Source organism: Halomonas sp. BL6 (assembly GCF_006228115.1).
GTDB lineage: Bacteria > Pseudomonadota > Gammaproteobacteria > Pseudomonadales > Halomonadaceae > Vreelandella > Vreelandella piezotolerans.
Genome location: NZ_VDGL01000002.1, coordinates 287,409 through 306,448 on the forward strand (window position 1 = coordinate 287,409; position 19,040 = coordinate 306,448).

Below are 19,040 nucleotides of genomic sequence, written 5' to 3' on the forward strand. Positions count from 1 at the left end.
ATGAGCAATGCATGCCTTCCTTCATTGAATAAAACCATGCTTAGCTCGCTTAATCACACCCAATACTACGTTTTGTTCGAATTCCCATCTCCGACATTCATCAGCGCCTCCCCTGCGAACATCGTTGCTTTGAAAGCAACAAACACATCTCTATTGGCACTCGTTCCTGCCCGCCAAGTCGCTTAGCGTTACCGATGCCCACAACGACACAGACAACGGCAAGGACAGGACATGCATTCATCCCCCTTTTTCACCCAGCCACAAATTGACGACGCGGTGGCCGTGCGCCATCAGCTTCACCAGCATCCAGAGCTCAAATTCGAGGAAACCGACACGGCCAAACGGGTGGCCGAACGGCTGACGTCACTGGGCTATCAAGTCACCGAAGGCATTGCTACTACCGGCGTACTGGCCGAGCTGGACACCGGCCGTAAAGGCCCTGTGATTGCCTTTCGGGCCGACATGGATGCGCTACCGATCCAAGAAGCCAACGGCTTTGCGCACCGCTCCCAACGGGAAGGGCTGATGCACGCCTGCGGCCACGATGGCCACACCGCGACGCTACTGCTCGCCGCTGAAGCGATTATCGCCCAGCGCGATCAGCTCTGCGGCTACATCAAACTGCTGTTCCAGCCGGGAGAAGAGGGCGGCAACGGTGCGGATAAGATGGTCAAAGCGGGCGTGCTCCAAAACCCGCAGGTAGACGCGATTTTTGGCTACCACAACCGCCCTGGCTTTCCCGAAGGGCAGCTGTTCGTCAAACCAGGCTCCGCCATGGGCGGTAACGACACCTTCAAAATCACCATTGAAGGGGTCTCCGGCCACGCGGCCATGCCGCATTTGGCAGTCGACCCGATCTATGTGGGCGCGTCTCTCGTTCAGCAGCTGCAAGGGCTGGTGGGCCGCCATAAATCACCGCTGGAAGCAGGCGTGATTACCGTCGCGGCCTTTCATGCGGGCGACGCCGCCAACGTGATTCCAGGCCAAGCAGAGCTGCTGGTCAACATCCGCAGCGACCGGGAAAGCTCCCGCGCCGCGCTGGTCGGCAAGCTGGAGCAGGTCGTGAACGGGGTGTGCTCCGCCCACGGCGCGCGCTTCCAGCTAGAGCATCAACATCAAATCCCTCCACTCGTGAACGACGCCGCTTGGTCGGAACGCGTATTGGCGATTGCCGTCGAGCACGGCGTCAGCGCCGATATTCAGCAGTTGGACTACATGCCCACCATGGGCGCCGAGGATTTTGCGTTCTACCTGCAAGAAGTACCGGGGTGTTTCTTCTTTGTGGGGAACGGCGACAGCGCCTACCTGCACAACGAACGCTACGACTTCAACGATGCCATTCTGCCCGTTGCAGGCGGCATGTTCGTAGCGCTCGCGACGTCACTGCTCAAGCGCGACTAACAGCGCTCGCCGCCACGCACGTGGCCTAACAACGTTCAACAACAAGGCTTCAAATAAGGAAACTGTCATGCAAGGTGTTCTCGCATCCATCGAGCGGGTCGGCAACAAGCTGCCGCACCCGTTTATCCTATTCGCGATCTTGGCCGCGCTGGTGGTGGTCATTTCCGCCATTTTAGCGGCGCTAGGCGTCTCGGCGATCAACCCACAAACCGAGGCTGAAGTGACCGTTCGCAGCCTGCTCTCGGCGGATGGTGTGGAGTTCATGCTGACCAGCGTGGTCAGTAACTTCGTCAACTTCCCGCCGCTGGGGCTGATTTTGGTGGTGATGTTCGGCATTGGGCTGGCCGATAAAGTAGGTCTGATGTCCACGCTGATGCAGGTGAGCGTCGCCAAAGCGCCGCCCTCGCTGCTGACGTTTTGCGTATTTATGGCGGGTATTTGCGGCAGCATTGCTTCCGATGCCAACTACCTCATCCTGATCCCGCTGGCCGCGATGGTCTACTACTCAGTGGGCAGGCATCCCGTGGCGGGGGCCGCCGCTGCTTACGCAGCCGCCGGGGCTGGGTTTGATGCCAGCCTGTTCATTACCGTGGGCGATGCGCTGTTTGCGGGTATCACGACCGATGCTGCTCGGCTGGTGGATCCAGATGCCTACATTTCGCCCGTGGATAACTACTACTTCGTGGCCTGCTCGGTCTTCGTGCTAGCGGCCGTCGGCACCCTGCTGGTCGATAAAGTGGTGGAGCCGCGGCTGCAGCGCACGCTCCCCATGGGTAAAGATTTCAAAACCGAGGTGGTCACGCCGACGCTGACGGAAGCCGAAAAGCGCGGCCTCAAGCGCGTAGGACTGGCAACGCTGGCCTACATTGCCCTGGTGCTGCTGGTAGTGCTGCCCGAAGCCTCGCCGCTGCGCAACGAGGACGGCGGTTTGATTCCTTCGCCGTTTCTGCGCTCGCTCGTGCCGCTGATGTTTATCTACTTCGTCACCATTGGGTTGGTGTACGGCATCACCACCGGCAAGATTACCCGCAGCCGCGACGTGCCCCAGCGTATGGCGGAATCGGCCAGCGACCTCGCCCCTACTCTGGTGCTGTTCTTCGCGATTTCGCAGTTCATTGCCTACTTCCGCTGGTCGGAGCTTGGCCAGTTCATTGCCATCGAAGGTTCGAACGTGCTGCAAAGCACCGGCTTTACAGGACTTCCCCTCGTGGGGGCGTTCATCGCCATGAGCGCGGTGCTGAACGTCTTCATGACCAGCGGCTCGGCGCAGTGGGCGCTCATGGCCCCGGTGTTCGTGCCCATGCTGATGATGATCGACTTCGACCCCGCCTTCGTGCTGGCGATGTTCCGTATTGGGGATTCCAGCACCAACATCATTTCGCCCATGAGCCCCTACTTTTCGGTAGCACTGGTGTACATGCAGCGCTACAAACCGGACATGGGTCTGGGCACGCTGATCGCCACCATGCTGCCCCTTGCCATGGGCTTCTTGCTGGCGTGGTCGGCGTTTCTGATGTTCTGGCTGATGATGGGTTGGCCGATTGGCCCCGGTGTTTACATGATGGCGAGCTAGGGTCAATATGAAAAGTTGGTGAGCGCAGGCAATTTTCAGACAGAGCCTAACGCTACTGCATCGCCATCATTAGCTTCCATAAATAGTCGGCAGCGGGCGAGAGCCTTCTGCCGACACGCTTGACCAAGTTGCCCTGGCTGCTGGCCGCCATGGGGTGATCGATCGGGATCGCCTTCAACAGCCCCGCCTCGATCTCGCTGCGTGCAGCGGCCGCCGTCATGAACGACACCCCAATCCCCGCGCTCGCCATACGCCGCGAGACGGAGTGCAAATTACAGCGGTATGCGGGGGTGGCAGGCTGCCCCGCCGCGCCCAATAGCGCATTCACGAACTGCTGAGAGCCCGACACGTCGGGCAGAAAAATTAGCTTATGCTGCAGCAGTTCCGCCACGCTCACCCGCTCATGGTTGGCCAACGCATGGGAAGGTGCCACGAGCGCACACAGCGGCCCCCTTTCAAACGAGTGCACCACCAAGCGTGGGTCGGAGATCGGTCCATAGGTGATGGCAATGTCGACCTCGTCGTTGGCCACCATCTCATGGGGTTCGCGAGGGTAGTAAATGCCGGTTTTGATCTCGATAAGCACATCTGGGTAGTGCTCAGAGACCCGCTTCATCACATGGTTGATAAAGCTATCCACAAAGCCATCGCCCACCGACACCACCACTTTCCCGGCCTGCAAGTTACGTAGCCGCGACAGCGTATCGCCCAGCTCAGAGTTCAGCCGCCGCTGGGCCAAAAAGCCATCCACCACCAGCTGACCCGCCTCAGTGAGCATGACATGCCGCCCCTGACGCTCCAGCAGTGCCATGCCCAGCGCCTGCTCCAACGAGCGGATCTGCCGGCTCACCACCGACGGGTTGGTATGCAAATGCTCCGCCGCCGCGCGAATACCGCCGCAGCTGCTGACCTCCAAGAGATAGAAGGCGCGTTTGTCGAGTAGGGTCATGGAGGCTTCATCCAGAGCGTGGTGCACTCAAAGCGTGCTAACGATTGACGAACATCCTAGCGGTTGCGCGCGAACGGTCAATTCGATGAAGGCCATGGGGATAAAAAACGGCTGGGCGCGTCATGTAGCGTGCTTGCCGAGCCAGTCTATGCATGTGTAATAACGATCGCCCTGGCACCGCGACACGGCCCAGGGCGAGAAAGGCTGTCAAACGAGCACTGCGTTAGCGGGTGCTAGGTTGACGCGCGGCCAGCAGTTTGGGTATCCACCAGGGCAGCACCAGTAGCAGCACCGCGGCCACCCAGAGCCCTAAGGAAATGCCCGATTGCCATAGGATCCCGACGTCGCCACCGCTAATGGAGAGGGCACGGCGCAGGTTCTGCTCCATCAGTCCGCCCAGCACGTAGCCCAGGATGACGGGAGCCAACGAGAAACCCAGCTTACGCAGCAGATAGCCAAACACGCCGATCAACAGCATCAAATAGATGGCGAAGAGGTCGGAGTGAAGCTGATACACCCCAACGAACGCCAAAATGGCAATGGCGGGCACGAGCACCCAGCGCGGAATGGTCAGCACCCGGGCGAAGACACCGGCCAGCGGCAGGTTGAGCATCAGCAGGACGATGTTGCCAATGTACAGAGACGCGATCAGCCCTCCGGCCACTTCAGGACGTTCGGTAAACATCATCGGGCCCGGCGTGATGTTGTAGAGCATCAGCGCACCGAGCAGGACCGCCGTCGTACCCGAGCCAGGGATGCCCAAGGTCAGCATGGGCACGAACGAACCTACCGCCGCGGCATTGTTGGCCGATTCCGGCGCTGCCAGCCCGCGCATGTCGCCGGTGCCGAAGGTGTTATCTTTATCGGAGAGGCGCTTTTCCGTGGTGTAGGAGACGGCCCCTGCCACCGACGCGCCGGTGCCCGGCAGTACGCCGATGATGAAGCCGATCAATCCCGAGCGGATGATGGCTCCTTTACACCACAGCACCTCTTTGAGACGGACGAAAACGCGCCCCAGCACCGGCAGCTCGCCGTCGTCGCCCTTGCGCTGCGAGTGCTCCAGCATCAGCAGAATTTCACTAATGGCGAATAAGCCGATGATCATCACGACGAAATCGATCCCGTCGTAAAGCTCGGGCATACCGAAGGTGTAACGCAAAACACCGCTGCCTGAGTCGATGCCGACGGTGCCAATCAGAATGCCGAGGACGGCGCCAATCGCCGTTTTGATGGGGTCTTTGCCCATCATCACCGACATGGACGAAAACGCGAAGACCATGAGGGCAAAAAACTCTGCCGGGCCGAACAGTACGGCCACCTTGGCCAGCAGCGGCGCAAAGAGCGTCAACCCTAGAATGGCAATGGTCGCACCAATGAAGGAGCTCACGGCGGACAGTCCCAGCGCTGGGCCTGCCAGCCCTCGCTGCGCCAGCGGATAGCCATCCAAGGTAGTCATCACCGCCCCGGCGTCACCCGGGACATTGAGCAAAATACTCGACATGCGGCCGCCGTATTCGGCGCCGGTGTAGACCGCGGCCAGCAAGATCAATGAAGACTCGGCGGGTAACCCTAGCGTATAGGCCAGCGGCATGAGAATCGCAATGCCGTTGATGGGGCCAATGCCTGGCAAGGCGCCAAACAGCGTGCCCAACAGCGCACCCAGCAACGCCAAGCCCAGATTGAGCGGGGTTAGCGCAACGCCAAACCCCTCGATAAGTAAATCGAACATCGTAGCAACCCGTTAAAGAAAGGAGGCGAACCAGTAGCCGGTGGGCAAGCTGATCCCGAGGGCCGTAGTGAACAGAAAATAACCGACCACCGCCATGAGGACGCCGGTCGTCAGTGCTTTCACCCAAGAGGCACCGAATAGCCTTGCCAGCGCCGTGACCGCCAGTAGCGATGAGACGATGAATCCCAGTTGCGTGAACAGCACGGCATAGGCCAACAGCAGCGCCAGTACCAGGAGTAGCCGAAGGGCCAACGTTTTATGGGGCCATTCCCCATTCGGGCCCGGCCTAAAGATCATGACCAAGGCGAGCAGTGCCAACACGATGGCGAGCACGATCGGAAAGGCCTTGGGACCCACGGGTTCGTAGCTAAAGGTGGTTTTTAGCTGCATGGCCTGGACGGCGATGAACGCCGCCAGACCGATGAGCGCAATACCCAGCATTCGGTCGGCGGCGATTCTCATTGGGTCAGACCTACTTCTGCGGCTAAACCTTGGAACTCAGCGACCTGCTCTTGGACGTAGCGATCGAAGTCGTCACCGAACCGCGCCATGGGGAACAAACCTCGCGCCTCACGCAGCTCGGCGAAGACCGGGTCTTCCGCCAGTTGCTGCATGCGCTCCACCCACGCCTGGTACGCTTCGTCACTGACCTCTGGCCCCATGTAGTACCCCCGCCAGATGGGCCACTCCACGTCATAGCCCTGTTCGGCAGCGGTCGGAATCTCTGCATAGGGGCCTTCCATACGCTCTTCGGAGAGCGCCGCCAACACGCGGATGGTGCCGCCCTCGAGCTGTGACCTCAGTTCGGACAGGTCACCGGTGAACACCTGAATATGGTTACCTAACAAGGCGGCCAGCGCCTCACCACCGCCCTCGAAGGCCACGTAGCGCAGGTCTCTGGGCGACATGTCGCCGGATTTCGCAATCAGCGCTGCCTTCATCCAGTCCTGGCTACCCACGGTGCCACCGGCACCGAAAGCAATCTCGTTCGGGTTCTCTTTCAGGTCCGCCATGAGGTCGCCAAGGTTCTGCCACGGCGCATCGGCGCTGACGACGATCGCGCCGTAATCAACGCCCAAGGCCCCTAGCCAGCGCACTTCATCGGCGTCGTACTCGCCAAACTTGCCCAGCGCCAGGTTCACCGCCGCACCGGTGCTGGCCGCCACGATAAGACCGGGGTCATCCGTGCGCACGCCGTTGACATGGTTATACGCCACCGCCCCGATGCCGCCGGGCATGTAGCTCACCATCATGGGACGACTGATCAAGGCCGTCTCTTGCAGGCCGTTCGCCGCCAAGCGACACGTCAAATCGTATCCACCGCCGGGTTTGGCAGGCGCGATACACTCGGTCGCGTCGGGGATGGCTTGAGCGTGTGCCTGGCCCATCAGCAGTGCACTACTCATCAGGGCGAGACGAGAGGTGTGGCGTAGCGTAGCGTTGAGCTTCATGACGAACTCCTATTGTTTTATGGTACGCGGGAGCAGGAAGGCCCGAACCCGTTCATACTGGAATGACCAGCGCCATGTTAGGCAGGCAACCTTTCATCAACCTGTCATTTACTTGATCACCTCCTGAGACTTTAGTCATATGCGCCTAATCATCGTCGAAGACGATCCGATGATCGCCCGCTCGCTGGATCACGCGTTATCCCCGCTGGGCAATAGCGTCGACGCCTTCTCACGGCTAAAGGATGCACGTGCGGCGCTCCGCCATGACCGCTTCGATCTCCTGCTGCTCGATTTGGGCCTGCCCGATGGCAACGGGCTAGAGCTGCTGAGCGAGTTACGTGAACGTGGCGATAAAACCCCCGTACTGATCCTGACGGCCAGAGATGGCATCGAAGATCGCGTCAAGGGGCTCGATCTAGGCGCCGACGACTACCTGGCCAAGCCGTTTTCATTGGCGGAGCTCGAAGCGCGCGTACGCGCACTGCTGCGCCGCAGCCAGCAGCGCAGCGATAATCGTCTGATGCTAGGACCGCTGTGCCTCGACCCAATGGCGGGCACGGCCACACTCGACGGGGTCACGCTTGCCCTGCCCCGCCGCGAGCGACGCCTGCTCGAAGGGCTCTTGCTGCACGCTGGCAGTATTGCCCCACGGGAGATGCTGGAAAGTCGCGTGTTCAGCTTTGGTGATGTCGGCTCTAATGCACTGGAGGTGTACGTTAGCCGGTTACGTAAGCGCCTTCAGGGCAGCGGTTTGCACATCCGCACGTTTCGTGGCCTCGGCTATCGGCTCGAGGAAGCGCCGACGTGACCCAGGTCGTAGGTTCGTTGAAGGCGCGTTTGGCGATTTGGCTGCTGGTCATGGTCTCGGGGCTAGGGGCACTGCTCTTGATGGAGGCCTATGGCGCCTCTCAGCGTGCCGCCGAACGCGCTTTCGATAGCCAGCTGGCCGCCGCCGCGCTGACGGTGGCCGATGCGATTCAGTGGGAAGGCCGCGACCCTGTCGTCAGCATTCCCCTCGCTGCGCTGCAGATTCTCGCCACCGCCCATCAGGAGCGGGTTTTCTACACCGTGCTCGATCACGATGGGCGACGCATTTCGTATAACCTCGACATCGTCATTCCCGAGGCCGATCAGGCCGCGGCAGCGGACGCCCCGATTTGGCGGGACACGACCCAGGCTGGCACGCGGTGGCGGCTGCATGGGCGTGAATACGACTCGGCTGGCTGGGACATTCAGGACCCGGTACAGATATGGGTCGGTCATACGACCGAAGGTCGACGCGTCTTGACCCATGAACTCTTCGAGCGCGCGATCCTCCGCTTCGTCGCCATGGTGCTGCTGGCCGCTCTCTTGATGCTGCTGGCGATGCGCGTGGCGCTAACCCCGATGCGCCAGCTACGCCATCGTCTGCGCCAACGTCAGGCCGACGACATGCGCCCCCTCGATATGCAGGTTCCGGAAGAGCTGCGCGAGATGGTCGAGGCATTGGATACTCTGTTCAGCCGACAGCGCAAGAGTCGCGACAATTTACTCCGCTTTACGGCCGACGCCAGCCATCAGCTCAAAACGCCGCTGGCCGGCCTACAAAGCACCAGCGAACTGGCGCTGCAGAGTCATGCTCCCGACGTGTGGTATCAGGCGCTTGTCGATGTCCACGAGGGTGCCCAGCGTACCAGCCGTCTAGCCGGACAGCTGCTCAGCCTGGCGCGACTTCGTCACATGGAGGAGGCAGAAGAGAGTCAGCCGCTCGACCTGGGGGCGCTGCTCCGCGACAGCGTGCTCGAGTGGGCCCAGCGCGACATGGCGGCTCAGCATGATCTTGGGCTCGCAGAGCTGCCTAGTGAGCCGATGGTCGTGCAGGGGCAAGCCTGGGCGCTGCGCGAACTGCTGGGTAATCTCATCGATAACGCGCTGCGCTATACGCCGCCGGGCAGCGAAATCACGCTAGGCCTTTACGCCAACGACGATGGGCTCGTGCTGTACATCGACGACAATGGCCCTGGGGTGGACGCCGAGGTTCGCCATCGACTGCGGCAACCCTTCGAGCGCGGCGGACGCCAGGATACTCACGGCTCGGGATTGGGCCTTGCCATTGTGGATAACATTGCACAGCGCCACGCGGCCACGCTCGAGATCAAAGAGCGCCTCCCCCAAGGGCTACGCATCGAGGTGCACTTTCAACCGTCAGTTCAACCGTTAGAGGAGCTAGCGTGATGCAGCGTGTATGGGTAGTGGCGTTACTGATAGGGGGCTCGCTCGCGTCCTTGCCCAGCCTGGCCGTCACGCCACTCGTGGTCGAAGCCGCCTTGGATCGGCAGGTGGTCGCACCGCTGCTGGCCACTTTCGAGCAGGCCCACCCGGGCATCGAGCTGAGCTACCGTGACAGGAGCACCTTGGAAGTGGACCGCTTAGTCGTGGCGGCCGACCCGCCGCCCGATGTGGTGATCAGCTCCGCCATGCCTTGGCAGATGAACCGCATCAATCAAGGCTACGCCCAACGGCTGGACTCCGAGCTGGCCAACGAGTGGCCCGAATGGGCGAAATGGCGTAATGAGGTGTTTGGGTTTACCTTCGAGCCGATCGTCATGGCCTACCGGCTCGATCTAGCGCGCCATATGCTGCCGCCGCACACCCATGCGGATTTACAGCGCCTACTGGAGACCCAGCGCGATACGTTGCAAGGCAGGGTCACCACCTATTCGCCGTCCGAGAGCGGGATCGGCTACACGCTCTTTCAGCAAGATGCGCGCTATACCGAGCGATTTTGGGACCTGGTCACCGCGCTTGGCGCAAACGATGCGCACCTCGCTCCCAATACCCGAACGATGCTCGAAGGGCTATCGGAAGGACGCTACTGGCTGGGCTATAACCTGCTGGGTTCCTACGCCATGGTGTGGGCCCAAGAGCATCCCGAAGTGATCGTTCAGGTTCCCCAGGATTACGCCTTGGTGGTAATGCGCACCGGCTTCATCCACCGTGATGCGCCCAACCCTCGCGCCGCCCAAGCCTTCATGAACTTTCTGCTCAGCCGTGATGGCCAGCGGGTGCTCGCAGCACAAACCCCGCTGTTCAGCGTCCGCCCCGACATCATAGGACCCTATACGGCGCAGCGCCTTCGCGACCAAGTCGGCGACCGCCTCTACCCCATTCCGCTCAACGCCTCGGTGCTGGCTTTCGTCGATCCCCAACGCCGCCAAGCGTTCATGGCGCGCTGGGCGCGTGAGTTCGACCGCTCTTGGCGTGAGGGGGATCAGTGATGACTGCTAATGGAAGCCCAGCGTCCGCTATGGTGGTACTCAAGGCGGGTCATATTTTGAGGTAAATAAAAAAGTTCTCTGAATACCTGACATCGGCCCATGGGTTCGTTGGGCGCCAGACGGACAACTCAACTAACTGTAATAACGCCACATTGTGCCAAGTGCCCTACCTTATGCGATACGCTTCCCGCGACCATACCGCCTAAATCACTGAGTCCGCGACTACCCATCACGATCACGTCGACGCCTTCGCGCCTTGATACTTCCAATATGATATCGACAGGCCTGCCTTGTTCGATCATTGTCTCGATATTGCGGATGCCTTTCGCTTTAGCAAACGTTTCGGCTTCTTCAAGCAGTGCCTCGCCCGCTGACGCCAAGTGTTCGGACGTTGCATCACTTGCAAGCACGCCGACACCCCAGATCAGCTTGGTAGTGTTACCAACCACCTCAGGAATATGCAGCACGTAAACCTTCGTACTGTTTTGCTCTGACAATTTGCACGCCACGGACAGCGCATGCTGTGAGTGTACAGAACCATCGATAGGCACCAAAATCTTGGTATACATAACATCTCCGACATTGACTAAAGTATGAGAAATATCCTTCAGCAAAACTGATAGCTTATACTTTTTAGGTATTTTGAGCGCTCTGCCAGAAAGATTAATTATAGCTAGAAAATGCCATTTCCATTGGCATTTCTCCAATATCTTTCGGACAGAAAGCCATACCCAGGAGGTATAATGGAGCTACGCCATCTTAGATACTTCTGCGTGGTTGCCGAAGAGCTAAACTTCACGTCTGCCGCAGAGCGGCTCCATATGTCGCAACCTCCGCTTTCTCGTCAGATCAAGCAGTTGGAGCAAGAGGTAGGCACGGAACTGTTCGAGCGCAGTTCACGAGGCCTACAGCTCACCCCATCAGGCATTTTCTTTCAACAACACGCCATACAAATATTAGAAAAAGTCGATGTTACGGTGGAGGCTACTCGCCATATGGCGCGCCATAAACGTCAGCTATTTGGGATTGGCTTTGTGCCTTCGGTTTTCTATGGGCAGTTGCCCACGCTCGTGCGTGATTTAAGACAAATGGACAATGTCGAGCTATCGTTAGCGGAGCTGACGACGGTGCAGCAAATTCAGGCTTTGAAAGCCGGGCGGATCGATATGGGGTTTGGCCGTATCAGAATCGACGACCCCGATGTGGAGCAGGACATTCTTTTCGAGGAGCCCATTATCGCGGCGTTACCCAGCGGCCACCCGCTCGAAGGAACGACCCCCAGCTGTGAAGAGCTTGCCCGCTACCCCCTCATTCTCTTTCCCGCCAAACCACGCCCGAGCTTAGCCGACATGGTACTTGGCATTTTTCGTAGGCGAGGCTTGAAGGTTCAGGTCTTTCAAGAAGCGAACGAGGTGCAAACGGCACTCAGCCTCGTCGCTTCTGGCATTGGCATCACGCTCGTACCGGAACAAGTCAAGCGTGTGCAGCGAGATGGCATCACCTATGTCTATTTAGCGGATAGCAGTATCACTTCCCCCGTTATCTGTAGCCGTCGCCGTGGTGAAAAGCCATCTCACGTCATGCAAACGGCCAATGCCATTTTGGATGTGCTAGTCGATAACCGACGCTCGGGACGGTATCCGTAGCCTCACACGCATCGATCGCACTAGGGACGGAGCACGACGACCGGGCACGGCGCTTCATGAACGACCTCGTGACTGACGCTGCCTGCCACTACCTGAGAAAGGCCGCTGCGGCCATGGGTCGTCATCGCCAGCATGGTATGGTGACTATCTGCTAGGTAGCTCACGATAGACGCCGCTGGGTCGCCATGAAGCACCTCCCAGTCAACCTCCAGTGCTTGGTCTTTTCCAACGCGGCGCGCCAACCCCGATAAATACGCCGACTCCGAGACATCGGCGGGGGCCAACGATGTCGGTTTGTTGAACGTTGGGGTATCGAGTACTTGTAGCAGCTGTAAGCGCGCGCCTAATCGTTTGGCTAGTTCGGCCGCATGGGGCAGCATTTTTTCAGAGAGTGCAGACCCATCGACACATACCGCCAATACATCGACGTGCTGGTGAGCGCGACCACTATAACGTGGTCCGCATAAAAAAACGGGCCGTCGAGAACGCCGAACCACGCCAGCCGTCACGCTTCCGATCAGCATTTCCGGCACCGGGCGACGTCCATGAGCCATCATGCATACCCCCACCTCCTCCCGATTGGCCAGCGCTCCCAGGTAGTCCTTGACGCTGTGATGAGCAATCACTTCCAGCGCCATATCGTCGACACGTTGCGCCTTGAGGCGTGCTTTTAGCAGCGCCGAACGTGAACTGACGTCTGCTTGTTCGAGCACCACGGAGACGGCCTTCATCTCTACGCCCAGCTGCGACGCGAGGCGTCGACCAAATTCGATGGAGGTCACCGCTCCTTCACTGTCATCAATAGCCACGACGATCGTCTTCATCATTCCTCTCCAGTGACGGTGTCAGCCGCCTTTGTTGTTATTGCGTGTCATTGTTCAGTGGCGCAAAGCGCCGGTGCAGTAGGTTGTACGCCAGTCCGCCAACGACCACGCCCCAGAAAGCCGACCCGAGCCCCAAAAAGCTCACCCCGGATGCCGTGGCGACGAAGGTCAACACCGAGGCTTCCAAGTGGCTCTTCTCGGCGGCGAACGCGCTGATGTTGCTGCTTATCGCCCCCATCAACGCCAGTCCCGCCAGTACCGCCACGAAGGCATTCGGCAGCGAAGTAAATAGCGCCACGATGGTGCCTGCAAACAGACCGCCCACGAGATAGAACACACCGTTGGCCACGCCGGCAACGTAGCGCTTGTCCGGATCTTCATGCGCTTCTTTGCTGGTGCAGATTGCGGCGGTAATGGCCGCGATCACCGTCGTGATGCCGCCAAAAAAGGCTGTCAGCAGCGACGTTACGCTGGCCACCGTGACAATGGGCTTGGCAGGCGTCGTGTAGCCCGAGGTACGCAATATCGCCATGCCCGGTAGGAACTGGCCCGTCAGGCTGACGAGTACCAGCGGTATCGCCAAGCTCAAGGTCGCCTTCCATGTCCAATCGGGCTGGATGAACTGCGGCTGCGCCAACTGAACGCCGACACCCTCGAGGCTGGCTCCCTCCAAGAGAACCGCCAACACGACACCGACCAACAATAGGCAAATCAAGCTGTAGCGCGGCGTCAGACGTTTGAAAACCAGATAAGCGATCATCATTCCAATCACCAACGTCGGCACATTGCGCAACGACTCGAAGATGCCGACGCCGAATTGGAACAAGATGCCGGCCATCATGGCACTGGCAATGCCGGGAGGAATCAGCTGGATGATACGATCGAACGATCCGGTGATGCCGATCACGAATAACAGGATGGCGGCCGTCAGGTAAGCGCCCACCGCTTCGTTGAGCGACAGCTCTGGAAAAAGCGTCACCAACAGGGCGGTTCCCGGCGCCGACCACGCGGTCACCACCGGCACCTTCAACCACATGCTCAGCAAAATCCCCGAGATGGCGGCCCCCATGGAGATGGCCCAGACCCAGGAGGTCATCATCGTGCTCGAGATGTCAGCACTCTGAGCGGCCTGAAAAAAGATGGCCAGCGGTCCAGAGTACGAGACCAGCACGGCCACGAAGCCTGCGGTGATCGCAGACACCGACCAGTCTTTGTGTAATTGCATACCCACAGTATCCCAACGCGATTAAGGGTCACTACCCTGTGTAATGGCCTGGCAAAGAGAGCTCGGCCAGGCCTTCCATTACGCAACGCCCAGGTGCGTTTCCAACAGTCCTGGGTTATTCCTGAGCCCCTGTGAATCACCGCTGTACTTCACTTCCCCTTTCACTAACAGCAAGTGCTTCTCAGCCACTTCCAGCAGGTTATCGATGTTTTTATCGACGATGATCGTCGAGATGCCCGTGGCCTTGATAGTGCGAATGATGTTCCAGATTTCATCGCGTATCAGCGGCGCCAAGCCTTCGGTGGCTTCATCGAGGATCATCAGATCGGGGTTCGTCGTCAGCGCTCGACCAATCGAGAGCATCTGCTGCTCCCCGCCCGACAGCAGCGCGCCATCATGGTTAATGCGTTGCCCCAGGCGCGGAAACGTGTCCAGCACGCGTTCCATGGTCCAGGGGGTCTCTCCCCGCTCATTGGGGCGCGCCGCCATAATGAGATGCTCACGCACGCTGATCCCAGGAAAGATGCCACGCCCTTCGGGTACGTAGCCGATTCCCTGACGCATCAACTGCCATGGGCGTCGTTTCGCGGTCGACACGCCCTTGATATAAACGTCCCCACGGCGTGGTGGCACAAAACCGAGGATCGACTTCAACGTGGTGGTTTTTCCCATGCCGTTACGCCCTAACAAACTGAGCGTCTCTCCGGGCATTAGGGTCACATCGACGCCGTGCAACACATGGCTTTCGCCATAGTAGGCGTGCAGCCCGCGGGCTTCGATGAGGGGAGTCACGGTTGCGTCTGTGGTCATGCGGTTACTCCTTCGTCGTGACGTCCCAAGTAGACATCGCGCACCTTGTCGCTGGTACGTATCTGCTCCGTCGGGCCGCTTTCTAGGACACAGCCATCGACCATGACCGTGATGCGATTGGCCAAGCGGAAAACCGAATCCATATCGTGCTCGATCAACACTAGGGTGTAGCGGTCGGTCAAACTGGCGAGCAGCTCCGTGACCTGCGCCGTCTCTTCACGCCCCATGCCGGCCATCGGTTCGTCCAGCAGCATCAAGGAGGGTGCCGTAGCCAGCACCATGGCGATCTGAAGCTGGCGCTGCTCGCCGTAACTCATGTCCGAGGCGGTCGTGTGCGCCCGGTGGTTCAGCTGACAGGTTTCCAGCACCTCTTGGGCGCGCTCGCTCACCTGCTGCGCCGTGTGACGGGAACGCCAGCTGCCCAACACGCCGCCCATATGGATGCGTGCCGCTAGCTCACAATTCTGCAAGCAGCTAAGGCGTGGAAAAATATTGGTTTTCTGATGGCTGCGCCCAATGCCCAAGCGTGCAATTTGGCGAGCACTTTTGCCTTGAATCGCTTTTTGTCGATAGAGCACCTGGCCTTCCGACGGGGGGATCTCACCGGAGAGCAAATTGATCAAGGTGCTTTTGCCGGCGCCGTTGGGGCCCAAAATTGCATGTATTTCGTGGGCTTTCACATCAAAGTCCACGTCATTGACGGCAACGAGGCCACCAAAACGACGCGTCAAGCCCTGGGTGGCTAATACGATGTCATCACTCATGGCTAGTCCACCTTACTCTGTGTCACGGGCTGGGCGGAGACGGTCGCCTTTTCCGGCGCGTCATTGGCTGTCGTGCGGCGTTTGCGTGCCCAGGGAGGCGCGATCATCAGGCCTGCCACACCGCGCGGCAGCACCAACACTGCCACGATGATGGTCAGCCCCATCAAAATGGGCCAATGTGTCGTGGCATGCTCATAGACGAACAGCAGTATTTCATACGCGAAGGCACCTAGAATGGGGCCAAAGATGGTGCCTATGCCGCCCAGAATCAGCATCATCAGTACCTCGCCGGACGTGTGCCAGCCGAGCTGGGCTGGATTGGCGAAGCCGTACTGCATCGCCGCCAGCATGCCGGCAATCGAAGCCATCACCCCGGCAATCACGAAAGCGATCAGCTTGTAACCACTGGTGGCATAGCCCAGGGCCTGCATGCGGTGCTCGTTATCATGAATGCCGTCCAGCACCTGACCGAAGTAGGAGCGGGTCAGCCAGCGCAGAAAGAGGTACCCCGCCAACAGCGTTGCCAGGCAGAAGTAGAAGAAACTGTAAGGGTCATCCAAATCGACTAGCAGGGTATCGCCCACGGCCAAGCTGGGGCGGAACATGATGAAGACACCATCGGTGCCCCCCGCGAACTGAGACGTGCTAATGAAGTAGTAAAGCATCTGACCGAACGCCAGCGTCGTCATGATGAAGAAGATACCTTTGGTGCGAATGACCAAGAGGCCGACGATGAGCCCAACACAGGCCGACACGCCGATCACCAGAGGCAGCATCCACCACATGGAGGCTGGGCTAAAGTCAGGGCTGGCGAGGGCAAGCGTATAGGCGCCTAACCCGAAAAAGAGCGCGTGCCCCAGGCTCACCAGACCCACGATGCCCACGAGCAAATCGAGGCTCATGGCAAACAGCGCGAGAATCAGCATCAAGGTCAGCTTCTCCAGCATGAAATTGGCCTGATTGCCGAAGACCGCCTCGCCCCACAGCGGAAAGGTTGCCACTAGCGCCGTCAGTACCAACATGAGGTAGGCAACGCGCTTGGGATATCTATGTAACATTGCTTGTTCTCCTCACGCGAAAAGACCGCGCGGTTTCACCAAAAGAACCGCTGCCATGATCAGGTAGATCACCATGCTGGCGAGACTGGGAATGAGCACAGCGCCGAAGGTCGTGGCCATACCGATGATGATGGCCCCCCAAAAGGCACCCTTGATGGAGCCAATCCCCCCGATGACCACGACCACGAAGCAGGTGATCAAAATACTGTCACCCATGCCGGGGGCAATCGACGTGAGCGGCGCGGCAATCATGCCGGCAAAGGCGGTGAGCGCCACACCCACGCTAAAAATCAGTGTGAAGAGCGTACGGACATTGATACCGAGCCCCTCCACCATATCGCGATTCACGGCACCGGCCCGGATGATGATGCCCAGACGGGTATGGCGAATGACGCCATAGATGACGCCGGCCAACACCAGACAAACGCCCATGACGAAGAGCCGATAGACCGAATACTGCAGGTTGTCGGTGAGTTGGATACTGGCGTCGAACGGCGCAGGTACCGGCACGCGATGCACGTCGCCGCCCCAGATGATTCGCTGGGCTTCGTTGAGCACTAAAATCAACCCAAAGGTCAGCAGCACTTGATAGAGATGGTCGCGCTTGTAGAGCGTGTCGAGAAACAGCCGCTCGATGACCAGGCCGAGTGCGATAGCGATGGGGATCGCAACCAAGATGGCCAACCAGAAGTTGCCGAAACGCATGGTCAGGTCATACACCAAATAGGCACCGATCATGTACATGGCACCATGGGCCAAATTGATGATGCCCATGATCCCAAAAATCAGCGTTAACCCACTGGCTATCAAAAACAGCAGCAACCCATACTGGAGCCCATTGAGCAGCTGGACACCAAAAAATGCGAGATCCATAAGACCCCTCCGAGCATAAAAGGGGAAGCGGGATTGCCCCGCTCCCAAGCTGTACGAAGTGTCGTTACATCTGACAGGCGTCGTCGGGCACTTCTAGATTCTCGGCAGCAATGCTGACGACCTCGTGCTTGCCGTCACGAATCTCGCGGAGGTAGACATTCTGGATGGGGTGGTGGGAATCCGAGAAGCTCATCGGACCGCGCGGACTAGCTAACTGAACATTTGCCAAGACATCGATTAGTCGATCGCGGTCTGACGTGTCTCCACCGAGTACATTGAGCGCCTGGGCTAGCATCATGCCGGTATCGTAGCCTTGCACCGCGTACGTATCCGGCGCTTCTCCGTAGGCGTCTTCATAGGCGGCCACGAACGAGCGGTTCGCGTCGTTTTCTAGCGTCTCTGCGTAATGAAGCGTGGTCATGACGCCTTCACCCGCATCGCCCAGGGCGGCTAGATTACCTTCGGTAAGGAACCCGGACCCCAGCAGCGGGATGCTCTCGTTGAGCCCCGCCGCCGCGTAATCCCTCACGAAGCTGACACCACCGCCCCCCGCGAAGAAGGTGTACACGGCATCCGGCTGAAGGCTGGCAATCTGCGTCAGGTAACTCTGGAATTCGGTGCTCGGAAACGGCACGAGAATTTGCTGGACGATGTCACCGCCTTCGGCGGTAAAGGCCTCTTCAAAGCCCTCCAGGTCTTCTTTCCCCCCTGCATAGTCCCAGGTAATGGTCACGATGTTTCTATGCCCTTGCTCGTAGGCCACTTTTCCCATGGGATAGCTGTCTTGCCACATACTAAAGGAGGTGCGAAACACGTTCGGCATGCACAGTTCGTTGGTCGCCGCCCCAAGCCCTGCATTCGGAATGATCGTAATGGCGCCGGTTTGTTTGGCCACGCGCAGCATGCCCATCGCCACGCCTGAGTGTACCGGACCTATCACGAAATCCACGTTGTCACCGTTGACCAAACGACTCATGTTTTGCGGAGCCTTGGAAGGATCGGCTTCGGAATCCAACTCGACGTACTCGACGTCGCGACCGCCCAACTGCCCCCCCTCCTGCTCGATGGCCAGCTTCAAGCCGTTAGTGATGGCTTCGCCCAGCGCTGTATAGGTGCCTGAATAAGGCAGCATCAGCCCCAGTTTCACGGGATCTTCATTCGCCGAAAGGCCCATGGCCGACAGCGTCAGAGTGGTACCCAGAGCAGCAACGAGAGTGGTCTTTTTGACATTTTTCATTATGGATTCACCAGGATTGTGTTGTTTTAGATTGTTATGTCCATCGCGCTTCGCGTTGATGGAAGACACGATCAGCGACGTCCCTGTCTCATCGATGCGGCTTATACGTGATACACGTCGATGACTTGATGGATGTAGTCGTTGTTCAGCTGCACGACTTTTCTTGTGATTAGCGGGCGCTCGCCCGAGACGTCCAGGGTGTAGAAGCTCGTGCCGAAGAAGCTGTCCGTCTTCTTGTAGCGG

Annotated in this window: 18 protein-coding genes; 6 read left to right on the forward strand and 12 right to left on the reverse strand. The window is 59.1% G+C overall.

What is annotated here, in order from left to right; translation table 11 throughout:
- Window positions 1–231: 231 nt before the first annotated feature.
- Both FHJ80_RS04865 and FHJ80_RS04870 read left to right on the forward strand, forming a co-directional pair.
- Window positions 232–1,401 (forward strand): M20 family metallopeptidase, encoded by a 1,170-nt coding sequence (locus tag FHJ80_RS04865; RefSeq protein ID WP_139525908.1) that lies wholly within the window; start codon window positions 232–234, stop codon window positions 1,399–1,401.
- Window positions 1,402–1,468: 67 nt separating this feature from the next.
- Window positions 1,469–2,974 carry an AbgT family transporter gene (locus FHJ80_RS04870; protein WP_139525909.1) on the forward strand — a complete coding sequence of 502 codons (1,506 nt, stop codon included), beginning with the start codon at window positions 1,469–1,471 and terminating at the stop codon, window positions 2,972–2,974.
- A gap of 52 nt (window positions 2,975–3,026) precedes the next feature.
- On the opposite strand, the gene FHJ80_RS04875 is transcribed toward FHJ80_RS04870, so the two are convergent.
- From FHJ80_RS04875 to FHJ80_RS04890, 4 genes are all read right to left on the reverse strand, one after another.
- The gene (locus FHJ80_RS04875; protein WP_139525910.1) at window positions 3,027–3,923 is read right to left on the reverse strand and encodes a LysR family transcriptional regulator; all 897 of its coding nucleotides are present in this window, start codon (window positions 3,921–3,923) and stop codon (window positions 3,027–3,029) included.
- A 223-nt stretch (window positions 3,924–4,146) separates the two neighbouring features.
- On the reverse strand, window positions 4,147–5,652 hold the full coding sequence (locus FHJ80_RS04880) for a tripartite tricarboxylate transporter permease (protein ID WP_139525911.1): 1,506 nt from the start codon (window positions 5,650–5,652) through the stop codon (window positions 4,147–4,149).
- 12 nt (window positions 5,653–5,664) lie between these two features.
- Entirely contained in the window at window positions 5,665–6,114 is a 450-nt protein-coding gene (locus tag FHJ80_RS04885; protein ID WP_139525912.1) for a tripartite tricarboxylate transporter TctB family protein, read from the reverse strand.
- Window positions 6,111–7,103 carry a tripartite tricarboxylate transporter substrate binding protein gene (locus tag FHJ80_RS04890; protein ID WP_139525913.1) on the reverse strand — a complete coding sequence of 331 codons (993 nt, stop codon included), beginning with the start codon at window positions 7,101–7,103 and terminating at the stop codon, window positions 6,111–6,113. Before FHJ80_RS04890 ends, FHJ80_RS04885 begins: the two co-directional genes overlap by 4 nt.
- 139 nt (window positions 7,104–7,242) lie before the next feature.
- On the opposite strand from FHJ80_RS04890, the gene FHJ80_RS04895 reads away from it, so the two are divergent.
- The 3 genes from FHJ80_RS04895 to FHJ80_RS04905 are packed head-to-tail and all read left to right on the forward strand — an operon-like array spanning window position 7,243 to window position 10,360.
- A complete protein-coding gene (locus FHJ80_RS04895) occupies window positions 7,243–7,911 on the forward strand; it encodes a response regulator (protein ID WP_139525914.1) in 669 nt (222 codons plus the stop codon).
- The gene (locus FHJ80_RS04900; protein WP_139525915.1) at window positions 7,908–9,317 is read left to right on the forward strand and encodes a sensor histidine kinase; all 1,410 of its coding nucleotides are present in this window, start codon (window positions 7,908–7,910) and stop codon (window positions 9,315–9,317) included. Before FHJ80_RS04895 ends, FHJ80_RS04900 begins: the two co-directional genes overlap by 4 nt.
- Window positions 9,317–10,360: an ABC transporter substrate-binding protein gene (locus FHJ80_RS04905; protein ID WP_139525916.1), complete on the forward strand. Its 1,044-nt coding sequence runs from the start codon at window positions 9,317–9,319 to the stop codon at window positions 10,358–10,360. Before FHJ80_RS04900 ends, FHJ80_RS04905 begins: the two co-directional genes overlap by 1 nt.
- A 128-nt stretch (window positions 10,361–10,488) precedes the next feature.
- Here FHJ80_RS04905 and FHJ80_RS04910 read toward each other — a convergent pair whose 3' ends face one another.
- On the reverse strand, window positions 10,489–10,929 hold the full coding sequence (locus tag FHJ80_RS04910) for a universal stress protein (protein ID WP_139525917.1): 441 nt from the start codon (window positions 10,927–10,929) through the stop codon (window positions 10,489–10,491).
- A gap of 174 nt (window positions 10,930–11,103) precedes the next feature.
- Here FHJ80_RS04910 and FHJ80_RS04915 point away from each other — a divergent pair, with 174 nt between their 5' ends.
- Window positions 11,104–12,006: a LysR family transcriptional regulator gene (locus tag FHJ80_RS04915; RefSeq protein WP_096921917.1), complete on the forward strand. Its 903-nt coding sequence runs from the start codon at window positions 11,104–11,106 to the stop codon at window positions 12,004–12,006.
- A gap of 20 nt (window positions 12,007–12,026) precedes the next feature.
- On the opposite strand, the gene FHJ80_RS04920 is transcribed toward FHJ80_RS04915, so the two are convergent.
- The 7 genes from FHJ80_RS04920 to FHJ80_RS04950 form a co-directional block, all read right to left on the reverse strand.
- A complete protein-coding gene (locus FHJ80_RS04920) occupies window positions 12,027–12,833 on the reverse strand; it encodes a universal stress protein (RefSeq protein ID WP_139525918.1) in 807 nt (268 codons plus the stop codon).
- A 34-nt stretch (window positions 12,834–12,867) separates the two neighbouring features.
- Window positions 12,868–14,055, reverse strand: a complete 1,188-nt coding sequence (locus FHJ80_RS04925; protein ID WP_139525919.1) for a benzoate/H(+) symporter BenE family transporter — start codon at window positions 14,053–14,055, stop codon at window positions 12,868–12,870.
- Window positions 14,056–14,133: 78 nt separating this feature from the next.
- Window positions 14,134–14,865, reverse strand: a complete 732-nt coding sequence (locus FHJ80_RS04930; protein WP_139525920.1) for an ABC transporter ATP-binding protein — start codon at window positions 14,863–14,865, stop codon at window positions 14,134–14,136.
- Window positions 14,862–15,629: an ABC transporter ATP-binding protein gene (locus tag FHJ80_RS04935; protein ID WP_139525921.1), complete on the reverse strand. Its 768-nt coding sequence runs from the start codon at window positions 15,627–15,629 to the stop codon at window positions 14,862–14,864. Before FHJ80_RS04935 ends, FHJ80_RS04930 begins: the two co-directional genes overlap by 4 nt.
- Before the next feature lie 2 nt (window positions 15,630–15,631).
- Window positions 15,632–16,687 carry a branched-chain amino acid ABC transporter permease gene (locus tag FHJ80_RS04940; RefSeq protein ID WP_231125581.1) on the reverse strand — a complete coding sequence of 352 codons (1,056 nt, stop codon included), beginning with the start codon at window positions 16,685–16,687 and terminating at the stop codon, window positions 15,632–15,634.
- A gap of 12 nt (window positions 16,688–16,699) precedes the next feature.
- Window positions 16,700–17,560, reverse strand: a complete 861-nt coding sequence (locus FHJ80_RS04945) for a branched-chain amino acid ABC transporter permease (protein ID WP_044630589.1) — start codon at window positions 17,558–17,560, stop codon at window positions 16,700–16,702.
- Between the two features lie 64 nt (window positions 17,561–17,624).
- Window positions 17,625–18,797: an ABC transporter substrate-binding protein gene (locus tag FHJ80_RS04950; protein WP_139526233.1), complete on the reverse strand. Its 1,173-nt coding sequence runs from the start codon at window positions 18,795–18,797 to the stop codon at window positions 17,625–17,627.
- Window positions 18,798–19,040 lie beyond the last annotated feature (243 nt).